We start from the raw sequence: 13,010 nt of genomic DNA, 5'->3' as shown, positions 1-13,010 counted from the left end.
GTTTCAGACGGCCTTTTTATTATGCGGCAATTCTAAGCTTTTAATTTCTCGCTTAAAGTGGCGACATAGGCTGCGCGTTCGTTACGGCTGGCTTCGGGCTGGTGTGTGTTGAGCGAAGACCATTTGCGGTTGCTGCGCGCTTTGTTGAGTTCGCTAGGTAATTTGGCCGCATTCCATGGCGCTTTGCGTTCTTTTAGCTCGATATGTGATTGAGTCGCATGGCCGCGCGTTTGCAAGACGTGCAACAAATCCAGTGCGCGTGCGGCGAGCAGGGTAAGGGTTTCCGGATCGGTATGCAGGGTTTGTCGGCCGTTGATTTTGTCGGTGATGTCTTGGGCATTGGGCAAAATACCGCCCAATAGTCCGCCGATGGCCGTACCCAAACCAAGCGATCCGCCAAGCGTGGCAATATCCAAGCCTAAGCCGATGAGCGCGCCTGCGGTTGCACCGGTACCGGTACGGATGCCGTAATGTTTGAGCAATTCGCTGTCAAACGGATCTTGTTTGAAGGCTTTGGGCATCCATGTGCTGTCGCTGCCGACTTCGTCGTGATAGAAGCGGTAAAGTGTGAATAGGCGTTGTTGCATTTGCCGCTCAAGTTGTCGGATTTCTGATTGCATGACCTCCAAAGTCGGGGCAGGGTCGTCGTTTTCGGCAATTTCTTGGGTGAATGCGGCGGCATCCAGTAGAAAATCGGCAATTTCACGGCGCGCTTCCGTATCCAGCCGTTGCCACTCACGACGGCGCATATTGATGAGGCGGTCGAGGATGTCGCGCTTAGGTAACATGGTGGCAAGGTTGTCCCACAATCGGATTTCGCCTTCAAAGTCGAAGGCAACGGTATCGAAACCGGCGTAAACATGCAGATTTCTGCGGGCGAGCATATTGGTCCAAGCGGTCAGGTCTTGATTTTGGGTGAAGTTGAACACGGGCATGATGGGCTTGGCGCACCAAGACAAAATGGTCAGCTCGTCTTTGTATTTGTCGAGGACAGGTTCTCGCGCATCGATGACGTACATGGCCATATCGCTTTGCATGACTTGGCGCAGCACTTTGGCCTCTTGGTTGAATTCGTGATGCGCTTCATGATTGCTGAGGAATTGCTGAATGCGCTCAATACCGTCATCGCGTGCGGATGTGTGGGTTTCCAGCCAGTCCAACACGCCGCCGGCATCTTCAAGGCCGGGTGTGTCGTAGAGATAAACCAAGCTGTCGTCGCCGTCGTTGATAAGGGCTTCTTCGACATGGCGCGTGGTAGATGGCGCGTTTTTCACTTCGCCGAAGGTGCTGTCGCGCAAAAGCGTACGTAAGAGCGAGGTTTTGCCTGTGTTGGTATGGCCGACGACGGCAAGGGAAAGTGGGGTGGTCATGGTCTTTGGGTTGGGTTGATATGGACTATGAAAGTGTGAGTATGGAGCCGTTTATCTTTAGTGGCAATATATGTTTCAGACGGCCTTAAATTTTTTATATATGGGCGAAAATAGCAAGAAAAAGAGGGGAATAGCGGATTTGTTGTTTTTTAGCAAAATACTTGAAAATAGATAGGAAAACAGTTGACAGGAGGGTAGAAGGCTAGGATAATTCGCGCCGTTAAGTTGCTTGATGCAGCTTGATTTTTCTCCTCTATTTCTCCTTTGTAGACTTGGCGCATATCAAAACGGTATGCGCATTTTTTTATCTACATTGAAACATGATTACATTTAAGATCTGTAAATCGAATAATTAAGAAACTTTACAAGAGAAATACTTGCGCGGTTGAATATCTTGTTGCATAATTCGTTTCATTAGCTGGTTCGAGTAGTCAGTTAATAGTTTCTCCTCTATTTCTCCTTTGTAGACTTGGCACACATTCTGTCGGATGTGTGCATTTTTTTTGCCTATTTAAAATAAAGGCCGTCTGAATGTTGTAATCTTTCAGACGGCCTTTGTGTGTTGAATAGAATTAGATGTCTAATACTACTTCTTCTTTGACTTCTTCCATGACAACATAACTGCGGCTTTCGGACGCAGCCGGCAGTTGCAGCAGGATATTGCCGAGCATATCGCGATAGGCGGACATATTGGGCAGGCGGACTTTGATGAGGTAGTCGTATTCGCCGGAGACCAAGTGGCATTCCAAAATTTGCGGAATCTTCAGCACTTCGCGTTTGAAGTCTTCAAAAATATTACCGGATTTGGAGCGTAGTTTCAGCTCGACAAAGACCAAGAGGCTTTGACCTAAAGCATGAGGATTCAGATGGGCGTGATAGCCGGTGATAAGGTTGTCGCGTTCCAAGCGGCGGACGCGTTCGGTTACCGGCGTGGTGGATAGGCCGACTTTTTCAGCCAATTCGGTCATGGGGATACGTGCGTTTTGTTGTAGGAGCTTGAGAATTTTTAAGTCGGTTTTGTCGAGTTCTTTCATGGCCTTGATGTCTGTCGTTTTCATTTGGATTGAATCATAACCTTAAAACAGGCTGAGAAGAAGCATAAATGCCTAAAGGCGCGCATGAGGTCTAAATTATGAATAGATTATTCTTGTGTATTTCATGGAATCCTGTGTAGTTTTTGACCTATAATATTTACTTCAAAGTAATGGGGCAGGCCGTCTGAAACGGAATGCCGATAAGAGGAATACATTATGCGTCCGCTCAATGCGCAAATCCGTTTGGATAATTTACGTCAAAATTATCGTTTTCTCAAAGAGTTGCACGGCAATAAATTGTTGGCTGTGATTAAGGCCGATGCTTACGGGCATGGCGCGGTCAGATGTGCACACGCGTTGGCGGATATTGCCGACGGCTTTGCGGTGGCAACGGTAGATGAAGGCGTGGAATTGCGTCAAAACGGCATTAAAAACCCGATTGTTTTGTTGGAAGGCGTGTTTGAGGCTGCGGAGTATGCGGATGTTGACCGTTATGATTTGTGGCCGGCAATCGGCAGCCAATGGCAGTTGGAGGCGTTTGTGCATCATGAGTGGCGACGTCCGACAACTGTATGGCTGAAAATGGACTCGGGTATGCACCGTGCCGGTTTCTTTCCGCATAACTATGCCGCCGCCTATACTGCATTGAAACAATCCGAATCGGTTGAAAACATTGTGAAATTCAGCCATTTTGCCTGCGCGGACGAACCGGAAAACGGCATGACCGAAATGCAGCTTGAAGCGTTTGATTTGGCGTGTGAGGGTTTGGAAGGCGAAGAGAGCTTGGCCAATTCCGCCGCGATTTTGAACGTGCCTGAAGCGCGGCGCGATTGGGGACGTGCCGGTCTGGCTTTATACGGTATTTCGCCTTTCGGCGGCGTGGATGAGCGTTTGAAACCTGTTATGCGTCTGACTTCCCGCGTTTTCGGCGAGCGTGTGTTGCAACCGCATTCTCCGATTGGCTACGGCGCAACGTTCTACACCAGCAAATCTACCCGTGTCGGTTTGATTGCCTGCGGCTATGCCGACGGTTATCCGCGTCGCGCTTCCACTAATTCCCCTGTGGCGGTGGATGGTAAGCGTAGCCGTATTATCGGCAGGGTATCTATGGATATGATTACGGTTGAACTGGAAGCCTCGAAAGAGGGCTTGGGCGCGGAAGTCGAGCTTTGGGGTGATGTGATTAATATCAATGAAGTTTCCGAAGTTGCCGGTATGATTCCATACGAAATCCTTTGCAATATTAAACGTGCGAAGTTTACGTATATTGAGTAATCAGTAAAAGATCAGGCCGTCTGAAATATGTTTTCAGACGGCCTTTTTGTTATCTGCAATTAAAACGATTCGTCAGCGCGTAAATAACGCCATTTGCCCGGCGGCAGTCGGCCGAGTTTGACTTTGCCCATGCGGATGCGTTTCAAACCGATGACGCGCAGGCCGACCAGTTCGCACATGCGGCGGATTTGGCGTTTTTTGCCTTGTCGCAAAATAAAGCGCAACTGGTCTTCGTTTTGCCATTCGACTTTGGCAGGGCGTAATTTTTCTCCGTCCAAACTCAAGCCGTGGTTGAGTAGGGCGAGGCCTTTGTCATCCAGTTTGCCGCGGACGCGGACGAGGTATTCTTTTTCGCTGCTGCTGTTTTCGCCAATCAGTTGTTTGGCAATGCGGCCATCCTGAGTGAGTACCAACAATCCGACAGAGTCGATATCCAGGCGGCCGGCAGGGGCTAAGCCGAATTTGTGCTTTTCGCTGAAAGGGATACGGCTGTCGTCACCTTCCCAATGGTTGTCGGTGGTAATGAGTTCGGCGGCGGACTTATAGCCTTTTTCTGCCTGCGCGCTGACGTAGCCGACAGGTTTGTTCAGCAGGATGGTTACGCGCGCGGCTTGTTTTTCATGGGCTTGTTTGTTGAGGTCGATGCGGTCGCGCTCGGTGACTTTTTGACCGAGTACGGCGGTTTGGCCGTTTACTTTGACCCAGCCTTGCTCGATGTAGCTGTCTGCCTCGCGGCGCGAGCATAAGCCTAATTGCGCCATGCGTTTGGAGAGGCGCATGGTTTCGGAATCGTTGTTTTGCATGGTATGGCAATATAGAGAAATGGGAATATCGGATTATAGCATTGACCGTTTGTCAGGCCGTCTAAAAACTGAATATTTGGGTTTTCAGACGGCCTTTCGTTTGCTATATGTTAAGGAATATTTGGTTTTGAAGTAAAAAATGAAGGGTATATTGTCTGTTTGTGTTAACCTTACGGACGAACTAATCATTTTGTTTTCAGTCGAATTGGGGTTGAAATGACATTTCACTCATGAAATCATGAAGACTATAATGACTGGTCTTTCTGAAGCGCATTAAGGCAGTTTGTCGCTAAAGCAAGCCTTGGTGCATCACGTTTTAAGGATAAATCAATGAAATCGCTCAAATCATTTTTGATCTGGGGCATTGTGGTTTTGGTAGGCTTGGCCTCCTTTACTACTTTAGCTCTCAGCCGTGGCGAGCAAGTCAGTGCGATTTGGATGGTTACGGCCGCCATTTCGGTATACTGCATTGCCTACCGTTTCTACAGTCTTTACATTGCCAACCGTGTGATGCAGCTTGATCCTAACCGTCTGACTCCGGCAGAACGCCACAATGACGGCTTGGACTATGTTCCCACACATAAAGGCGTACTGTTCGGCCACCACTTTGCCGCTATTGCCGGCGCAGGCCCTCTGGTTGGTCCTGTATTGGCAGCGCAAATGGGTTATCTGCCCGGTACTTTGTGGATTATCTTCGGCGTGGTATTTGCCGGTGCCGTACAGGATATGATGGTACTGTTTGTTTCTATGCGCCGTGACGGTAAGTCTTTGGGCGATATCGTGAAACAAGAACTCGGTACCGTTCCCGGCGTGATTGCATCCATCGGTATTTTGATGATTATGGTCATCATTATGGCGGTGTTGGCGCTGATCGTTGTGAAAGCATTGGTTCACAGCCCTTGGGGTACGTTCACCATCGCAGCGACTATGCCGATTGCCCTGTTTATGGGTATCTACACCCGTTACATCCGTCCGGGCAAAATTGGCGAGATTTCCATCGTCGGCTTTATTTTGCTGATGTTGGCCGTGATTTACGGTGAAGATGTTGCCCACAGCTCCTTTGGTCACTGGTTTGACCTTGACGGCATTCAGCTGACTTGGGCGATTATGATTTACGGTTTCGTGGCTTCCGTATTGCCGGTTTGGCTCTTGCTGACTCCGCGCGACTATCTGTCCACCTTCCTGAAAATCGGTACGATTGCAGCTTTGGCTTTGGGTATCGTTATTGTTAACCCAACCTTGCAAATGCCTGCAGTTACCCACTTTATCGATGGTTCAGGCCCGGTATTCTCCGGTGCATTGTTCCCATTCTTGTTTATTACCATTGCTTGTGGTGCGGTTTCAGGCTTCCATGCGCTGATTTCTTCTGGTACCACACCAAAAATGGTGGAAAACGAAACCCACGTCCGCATGATCGGTTACGGTGGCATGATTATGGAAAGCTTTGTGGCCATTATGGCGCTGGCTGCCGCCGCTTCGCTTGAGCCAGGCGTGTACTTCGCGATGAACAGCCCGGCTGCGCTGATTGGTACTGATGCCAACACAGCTGCCGAAGTCATCACCACTAAACTGAATTTCTCTGTTGATGCCGCAACCTTGTTACACACTGCTAAAGAAGTGGGCGAAAACACCATTCTGTCCCGTGCAGGCGGTGCGCCAACCCTTGCAGTCGGTATGGCACACATCATGAGCCGTTTGATTCCGGGTGAAGCCATGATGGCATTCTGGTATCACTTTGCCTTGCTGTTTGAAGCCTTGTTCATCCTGACCGCAGTTGACGCCGGTACACGCGTTGCCCGTTTCATGATTCAAGACTTGGGCAGTATCTTCTACAAACCATTCGGTAATACCGACTCTATCCCTGCCAACTTGGTTGCAACATTCTTTGCCGTGGCATTGTGGGGTTACTTCCTCTATACCGGCGTAACCGACCCTCTAGGCGGCATTAACTCGCTCTGGCCGTTATTTGGTATCGCCAACCAAATGCTGGCAGGCGTAGCGTTGATTATGTGTACCGTTGTCTTGGTGAAAATGAAACGCGACCGCTATGTTTGGGTAACTTTGGTTCCTGCTGTCGGCGTATTGTTCGTAACCTGCTATGCCGGTTTGCAAAAACTGTTCCACAGCGACCCACGCGTCAGCTTCTTGGCGCACGCAGGCAAATACCGCGATGCCTTGGCTTCAGGCGAAGTCCTTGCTCCGGCTAAAGACATCGGCGAAATGTCACAAATCATCTTCAACGACCAAATCAATGCCGGTCTGACCGCTTTGTTCTTGGCAGTTGTCGTGATTGTCGCCGTGTACGGTTTCCGTACCGCCATGAAAGCCCGTAAAGTCGGTTGGCCAACTGCTAAAGAAATTCCAGCAGTGTACCGCGACGGAAAACAGCCGGAGGCTCAGAGTGAAGCATAAGCTCGCATCTTGGTGGAAAACCATCAAGTTGACAGCGAACTTGATGGCCGGTGTCCCAGATTATGAAAACTACGTTGCCCGCCAGCGCAGACATAATCCCAATGCGCCGGTCATGACCGAGCTGCAATTCCAAGACTACTGCCGCAAACGCCGTTGCGGTAGCAACGGCGGACGCTGTTGTTAATGAAGGCATGAAAAAAGGCCGTCTGAAAATACTTTCAGACGGCCTTTCATTATGGAATATCAATAAACATCAAAAACTTTATCTTGTCATCAATATTTAATCGAACAACTTGCCAATATTTACTCTTCTTCGAGCAGTACCAGCGGCCGCTGTATTTTTCTGAGCTCTTCCACCTCGTCCAACAGCCGCATAATCAGCCCCAATGCGGGAATGCCGGCTTCAAAATCACGGCTTAAGCGTTGTGCGCGACGGATGCGGGCAAGATGAAAACCACTGAAGGTGCTTTTTTCGGGCGTACCATCGATGCTGATGATGTCTTCTGCTATAAGTTCCAACAGCCAATCACGACGGCAGCGGCTGGCAGCAACGATTTCTTCAAAAGTAAGGGTAACATCGGAGGACTGAATCATAATTTATCCTTTCTCTTATGCTTGTTTCGCGGCAAAGTGTTCGGCCAATTTTTCCCATGCGGCACGGTCGGCTTCGCTCTCTACTGGCGGAACATTAATGCGGATATTGAGATAAAGGTCTCCGGCTTCTTTTGCAGGAATACCTTTGCCTTTGAGGCGGATGCTTTTACCGCTTTGGCTGTTGGCAGGCAGGTTGACCTGCAAGCGGCCTGAGGCGGTAGGGACGATGATTTTGCCGCCCAATACGGCTTCCCAAGGTTTGACATCTATTGTTTGATATACGTCTTTCCTGTTTTTGACGTATAAATCAGGTTGGTCGTGGAACTTGATTTTTAAGTACAAGTCACCGTTTTCTCCACCGTTATATCCCGGCAAACCTTGACCGGCCAAACGGATTTGTTGGCCTTCTGCAATGCCTTTGGGGATTTTGACGTTGAGGGTTTTATTTTGATAAACCGCACGTCCGTATTCGTCTAGAGTCGGCACATTCAAAGTCATGCTACGTTCTGCGCCAACATACGCTGCGTAAATATCAATACTCAATTCAGCATGTTGATCCTCGCCTTTTATTGGGCCTCGGGGTTGCTCGGAACGAGTGTGGGATTGGCGGAATGATGAAAACAGATCTTCAAAATTGAAGTCTCCCGCTCCGAACGGTTCGCCTTCATGACGTTCATAGTGGAAGCCGCCACCGTTAAATCCATTGCCAAACGGATTGCCGCCTTGACCGAACGGATTGCCTCCGGCGCTGCGTCCGTAAGGATTAGCCAACATTTCATCGTATTCGGCCCGCTTTTCTTTGTCGGAAAGCGTTTCGTAGGCACGGTTGATTTCTACCGTGCGTTCGGCTGCGTCAGGTTCTTTGCTGACATCGGGGTGGTATTTGCGCACCAGTTTTCGGTAGGCTTTTTTGATTTCGGCCTCATCCGCATCTTTGGCAACGCCTAGTATTTCATAATAGTTTTTTTCTGCCATGTTATTCCTTTGACTGCTCATATACAAAATTCTTATAGTCTTAATAATTGAGGGTAGATATTCTAAAATCAAGGGCGTTGAAAATAAAATTCTCTATTTCTGACAATGATTAATGGGTAATTTATTTCTTTATTTCTAGAGGAATAGAAAATATAAAGGCCGTCTGAAATACGGTTTTTCAGACGGCCTTTATCAAATTGGGGTTTTATTTGTCTTGAGCGTTTTTTTGTTCGCGGACAACCCATTGGGCAATGTCAGAACCCAATACTTTAGAAGTGCGGTTCAAGACGGCGCAAGAGCTTTTATAAGCGCCAAACATGCCGCCGGAAGAGTTGCGGGTAAAGGTTTTTTTATTAACTTGTTTACCGTCAACATACAAAGTGGCAGAAACAGCCATCCCTTTGGCGTGGCCGATAAAGGCATTGCCTGCACTCATGGCGGAAGTAATGGCGATGTCTGCGTATGTACCTTGTTTTTTACCGTCACGGACAACCGTTACATCGCTTTTGGCTGCAGTTTCTTGCAAAGATTTGGACATGATGCTGCCCACTTCTAAACACTCGGAAACAATACGGGTATCGATTTCTTCTTTGTCGCGGTAAGGAATGCTTTCATCAATATGGACATCCGCGCTGGCAAATGCAGATGCAAACAAGAATGCGGTTGCAAGGATACGGTTAGGAGACATAGTAGGGTACCTGAAATGGAATGTTAAAAAGAGTTGTTATTGTATAACGGTGTTTACACTCAATCAACATAAGTTAAATAGGAAAAGATTTTGTTGAAATAGCTGTTATAGCAAGATAATCAAAAGGCCGTCTGAAATAAAGTTATTTCAGACGGCCTTTTAATTGAGGTATTAATTTGTTCTGGTCAAATAAGGCAGGGGATCGACTGCTTTGCCGTTTAGACGAACTTCAAAATGCAGTTTGACGCTGTCTGAATCGCTGCTGCCCATGGTGGCGATAACTTGGCCTGCTTGGACTTTTTGATCTTTTTGTACCAAAAGCGTGTCGTTATGGGCGTAGGCGGTAATGGTGTATTCATTGTGGCTGATCAAAATCAGCTTGCCGTAACCGCGGACTTCTTCGCCAACGTAGATAACGGTACCGGCTGCGGCAGAACGGATTTGTTGGCCTTGTGTCCCTGCAATATCTATGCCTTTGCTGGTTGTGCCGTTGTAGCGTTGGATAATGGAGGATGAAGCGTTATCGGTCGGCCATTGCAGGTTCAATCTGTTGATCGGGGTAACGGCGGTTGCTTGGCGTTGCTGCGTAGCAGTATTGCGGGAGGCAACATGACGGCGGACGCGCAATACTTGGCCGACTTCGATTTGTGAGGCGTTGGGTAGGTTATTCCAGGCAACCAGTGTGTTGACATTTTGTCCGTAGCGTTTGGCGATTTGGGTCAGGGTATCGCCAGGGCGGATTTTGTAGTAGCCGTCAGGTACGGCGCGGTTGGAAGAGGTATTGTTACCGGCGCAGGCTGCTAAGACGGCAATGGTGCTGATGAGGACCAGACGTTTTAAGGCCGTCTGAAAGGTGGAAATAAAATTTGTATTCATGGGTTGTTTCTAAATGTATCGTTATGCTGTGTATGATAGATAAGAAGAGTGAAAAAAGGTTCACTCAAAAGGCATGGGATAAAATGCGGAAAGGCAATATAGTACCATTGAGAATTTGTGGGTATGGCAGAATATTTTTATATCTTTTTGATGCAAAGGAACTTTTTTGAAAAGGTAAAAGAAAGTGAAAGTTTTTTCAGACGGCATTGAATAAGGCAATAAAAATCCCCTGCCGGGATAAACGGGCAGGGGATTTTTGTCTCATCGAACTTATTTGTTCAATTCGTTAGCCAGATACAGCCAAGTTTCAATCACGGTATCAGGGTTGAGCGATACGCTCTCGATACCTTCTTCAACCAGCCATTTGGCGAAGTCCGGATGGTCTGATGGGCCTTGACCGCAAATACCGACGTATTTGTTTTGTTTGCGGCAAGCAGAGATTGCCAAGTGCAACATCACTTTAACGGCAGGGTTACGCTCGTCGAAGGAATCAGATACCAAACCGCTGTCACGGTCGAGGCCGAGGGTCAGCTGGGTCATGTCGTTAGAGCCAATGGAGAAGCCGTCGAAGTATTGCAGGAATTGTTCTGCCAATACGGCGTTGCTTGGCAACTCGCACATCATGATCAGGCGCAGGCCGTTTTTGCCGCGTTCCAAACCGTTTTCTTTCAGGGCTTTAACAACAGCTTCTGCTTCACCCAAAGTACGAACGAATGGAATCATGATTTCGACGTTGGTCAAACCCATTTCATCGCGAACGCGTTTCAAGGCTTTACACTCGAGTGCGAAGCAGTCTTTAAAGTTATCGGCTACATAACGCGCTGCACCACGGAAGCCCAACATTGGGTTTTCTTCGTGAGGTTCGTAGATGCTGCCACCCACCAAGTTAGCGTACTCGTTGGATTTGAAGTCAGACATACGAACGATGGTTTTGCGTGGATAAACCGAAGCAGCCAAAGTTGCCACACCTTCCGCGATTTTATCGACATAGAAGTCAACAGGAGAAGCGTAGCCGGCGATGCGGCGGGTAATTTCAGCTTTCAACTCGTCGTCTTGTTTGTCAAATTCCAACAAGGCTTTAGGGTGGATACCGATTTGACGGTTGATGATGAATTCCATACGCGCCAAGCCGATACCTTCGCTAGGCAGGTTGGCGAAGCTGAATGCCAATTCAGGGTTACCAACGTTCATCATCACTTTGACAGGGGCTTTAGGCATGTTGTCCAAAGCAACATCGGTAACTTGTACGTCCAGCAGGCCGGAGTAGATGAAGCCGGTATCGCCTTCGGCACAAGATACGGTAACTTCTTGGCCGTCTGAAAGCAGATCGGTAGCATCGCCACAACCTACAACAGCCGGAATACCCAATTCACGCGCGATAATCGCTGCGTGGCAGGTACGGCCGCCACGGTTGGTCACGATGGCAGAAGCACGTTTCATCACCGGTTCCCAATCCGGGTCGGTCATGTCGGTAACGAGTACGTCGCCTGCTTCAACGGAATCCATCTCGGAAGCATCTTTCACCAGGCGTACTTTGCCTTGGCCGACTTTTTGACCGATGGCACGGCCTTCGCACAAGACAACTTTTTCGCCGTTGATAGAGAAGCGGCGCAGGTTGCGGCTGCTGCCTTCTTGGGATTTAACGGTCTCAGGACGGGCTTGCAGGATGTAGAGTTTGCCGTCCAAACCGTCGCGGCCCCATTCGATGTCCATTGGGCGGCCGTAGTGTTTTTCGATGGTCAGCGCGTAATGAGCCAACTCGGTTACTTCGGCGTCGGTAATAGAGAAGCGTTGACGGTCTTCTGCAGGTACATCAACGTTGGTTACAGATTTACCGGCTTCGGCTTTATCGGTAAAGATCATTTTGATTTGTTTCGAACCCATGGTTTTGCGCAGGATAGCCGGTTTGCCTGCTTTCAAAGTAGGTTTGAATACATAGAATTCGTCAGGGTTTACCGCGCCTTGTACGACGTTTTCGCCCAAGCCGTAAGAAGAGGTAACGAAAACGACTTGGTCGTAACCGGATTCGGTATCGATGGTGAACATCACACCGGAGGCACCGCTGTCAGAGCGCACCATGCGTTGTACGCCGGCAGAAAGGGCAACGATGTCGTGTTCGAAGCCTTTGTGGACACGGTAAGAAATGGCACGGTCGTTGTACAGGGAAGCGAATACATGGTGCATTGCTTCTTTAACGTTATCCAAGCCGTTGATATTCAGGAAGGTTTCTTGTTGGCCGGCAAAAGAAGCGTCCGGCAAGTCTTCTGCTGTTGCGGAAGAACGTACGGCAACGGAAATGTCCGCACCGCCGGCATCGGCAACCATTTTGTTCCAAGCTGTTTCGATTTCAGCATCCAGCTGCTCAGGGAACGGGGTATCCAAAATCCATTGACGGATTTCTTTACCCACGCGCGCCAACTCGGCAACGTCTTCAACATCCAGTTGTTTCAGGGCTTCGGAAATACGCTCGCTCAGACCATTGTGAGCCAGGAAAGCACGATAAGCTTCGGCTGTGGTTGCAAAACCGCCGGGAACGCGCACGCCTTTTTCAGTCAGTTGGCTGATCATTTCGCCCAAAGAGGCATTTTTACCGCCCACTCGCTCAACGTCAGTCATACGCAGGTTTTCAAACCAAATAACGTAGTTTTCGGCCATTTGTGTGTCCAATCCAATCCAAAAATGTTAAAAAAGAAACAAATCCGCCTGCTTATTGTAGCCATTCGTTTGATGGCTGTCATGTGTTTTATCTTTTTAAAAATCACAAATTCGTCTGTGATATTGTGCTTTTCAGGCGTGTAGCCTTCTGAAATGTGAATATCAGATTCATGTTTTTACGTGTTATCTTCTTGTTAAATATGGAAAACAAAATAAGTTAATAAATTTAATAAACAAGATTTATTTTGCAATTTTAGAATAAAATTCTACAAAATAGCAAAAAATAAAATTTTGTGCCAATTTAAAAATTGTTCAAATTTGTTGTAAT

At 48.2% G+C, this 13,010-nt stretch carries 11 protein-coding genes; 3 read left to right on the top strand and 8 right to left on the bottom strand.

The window, feature by feature from the left end; genetic code table 11:
- Positions 1 to 32 precede the first annotated feature (32 nt).
- Together TW89_RS08780 and TW89_RS08775 are read right to left on the bottom strand one after the other, a co-directional pair.
- Complete coding sequence (locus TW89_RS08780) at positions 33 to 1,370, bottom strand: GTPase/DUF3482 domain-containing protein (protein ID WP_128581179.1); 1,338 nt, start codon at positions 1,368 to 1,370, stop codon at positions 33 to 35.
- Between the two features lie 572 nt (positions 1,371 to 1,942).
- Complete coding sequence (locus TW89_RS08775) at positions 1,943 to 2,404, bottom strand: winged helix-turn-helix transcriptional regulator (RefSeq protein ID WP_079453694.1); 462 nt, start codon at positions 2,402 to 2,404, stop codon at positions 1,943 to 1,945.
- 216 nt (positions 2,405 to 2,620) lie between these two features.
- Between TW89_RS08775 and alr the strand changes: the two genes are divergently transcribed.
- Positions 2,621 to 3,679 carry an alanine racemase gene (alr, locus tag TW89_RS08770; RefSeq protein WP_070607531.1) on the top strand — a complete coding sequence of 353 codons (1,059 nt, stop codon included), beginning with the start codon at positions 2,621 to 2,623 and terminating at the stop codon, positions 3,677 to 3,679.
- 59 nt (positions 3,680 to 3,738) lie between these two features.
- Here alr and TW89_RS08765 read toward each other — a convergent pair whose 3' ends face one another.
- The gene (locus tag TW89_RS08765; RefSeq protein ID WP_128581178.1) at positions 3,739 to 4,482 is read right to left on the bottom strand and encodes a pseudouridine synthase; all 744 of its coding nucleotides are present in this window, start codon (positions 4,480 to 4,482) and stop codon (positions 3,739 to 3,741) included.
- Between the two features lie 330 nt (positions 4,483 to 4,812).
- Between TW89_RS08765 and TW89_RS08760 the strand changes: the two genes are divergently transcribed.
- Both TW89_RS08760 and TW89_RS08755 read left to right on the top strand, forming a co-directional pair.
- Entirely contained in the window at positions 4,813 to 6,894 is a 2,082-nt protein-coding gene (locus TW89_RS08760; protein WP_004520513.1) for a carbon starvation CstA family protein, read from the top strand.
- On the top strand, positions 6,884 to 7,078 hold the full coding sequence (locus tag TW89_RS08755) for a YbdD/YjiX family protein (RefSeq protein ID WP_070591161.1): 195 nt from the start codon (positions 6,884 to 6,886) through the stop codon (positions 7,076 to 7,078). The genes TW89_RS08760 and TW89_RS08755 overlap by 11 nt, the downstream gene beginning before the upstream one ends.
- Positions 7,079 to 7,197: 119 nt before the next feature.
- Here TW89_RS08755 and TW89_RS08750 read toward each other — a convergent pair whose 3' ends face one another.
- From TW89_RS08750 to ppsA, 5 genes are all read right to left on the bottom strand, one after another.
- A complete protein-coding gene (locus tag TW89_RS08750) occupies positions 7,198 to 7,488 on the bottom strand; it encodes a chaperone modulator CbpM (RefSeq protein ID WP_128581177.1) in 291 nt (96 codons plus the stop codon).
- A gap of 15 nt (positions 7,489 to 7,503) precedes the next feature.
- Complete coding sequence (locus tag TW89_RS08745; RefSeq protein WP_063068882.1) at positions 7,504 to 8,463, bottom strand: DnaJ C-terminal domain-containing protein; 960 nt, start codon at positions 8,461 to 8,463, stop codon at positions 7,504 to 7,506.
- Between the two features lie 205 nt (positions 8,464 to 8,668).
- On the bottom strand, positions 8,669 to 9,151 hold the full coding sequence (locus TW89_RS08740) for a hypothetical protein (protein WP_107738035.1): 483 nt from the start codon (positions 9,149 to 9,151) through the stop codon (positions 8,669 to 8,671).
- Positions 9,152 to 9,322: 171 nt separating this feature from the next.
- Positions 9,323 to 10,027 (bottom strand): peptidoglycan DD-metalloendopeptidase family protein, encoded by a 705-nt coding sequence (locus TW89_RS08735; protein ID WP_128581176.1) that lies wholly within the window; start codon positions 10,025 to 10,027, stop codon positions 9,323 to 9,325.
- 270 nt (positions 10,028 to 10,297) lie between these two features.
- Complete coding sequence (ppsA, locus tag TW89_RS08730; RefSeq protein ID WP_128581175.1) at positions 10,298 to 12,682, bottom strand: phosphoenolpyruvate synthase; 2,385 nt, start codon at positions 12,680 to 12,682, stop codon at positions 10,298 to 10,300.
- Positions 12,683 to 13,010 lie beyond the last annotated feature (328 nt).

This window comes from Neisseria flavescens (assembly GCF_001618065.1).
In the GTDB taxonomy this organism is placed as follows: domain Bacteria; phylum Pseudomonadota; class Gammaproteobacteria; order Burkholderiales; family Neisseriaceae; genus Neisseria; species Neisseria flavescens_A.
This window is presented reverse-complemented; position numbering and strand designations above follow the sequence as displayed.

Coding starts and splice junctions, on each gene's coding strand:
- TW89_RS08780 (WP_128581179.1), bottom strand. CDS start 1,370: ATGACCACCCCACTTTCCCTTGCCGTCGTCGGCCATACCAACACAGGC.
- TW89_RS08775 (WP_079453694.1), bottom strand. CDS start 2,404: ATGAAAGAACTCGACAAAACCGACTTAAAAATTCTCAAGCTCCTACAA.
- alr (WP_070607531.1), top strand. CDS start 2,621: ATGCGTCCGCTCAATGCGCAAATCCGTTTGGATAATTTACGTCAAAAT.
- TW89_RS08765 (WP_128581178.1), bottom strand. CDS start 4,482: ATGCAAAACAACGATTCCGAAACCATGCGCCTCTCCAAACGCATGGCG.
- TW89_RS08760 (WP_004520513.1), top strand. CDS start 4,813: ATGAAATCGCTCAAATCATTTTTGATCTGGGGCATTGTGGTTTTGGTA.
- TW89_RS08750 (WP_128581177.1), bottom strand. CDS start 7,488: ATGATTCAGTCCTCCGATGTTACCCTTACTTTTGAAGAAATCGTTGCT.
- TW89_RS08745 (WP_063068882.1), bottom strand. CDS start 8,463: ATGGCAGAAAAAAACTATTATGAAATACTAGGCGTTGCCAAAGATGCG.
- TW89_RS08740 (WP_107738035.1), bottom strand. CDS start 9,151: ATGTCTCCTAACCGTATCCTTGCAACCGCATTCTTGTTTGCATCTGCA.
- TW89_RS08735 (WP_128581176.1), bottom strand. CDS start 10,027: ATGAATACAAATTTTATTTCCACCTTTCAGACGGCCTTAAAACGTCTG.
- ppsA (WP_128581175.1), bottom strand. CDS start 12,682: ATGGCCGAAAACTACGTTATTTGGTTTGAAAACCTGCGTATGACTGAC.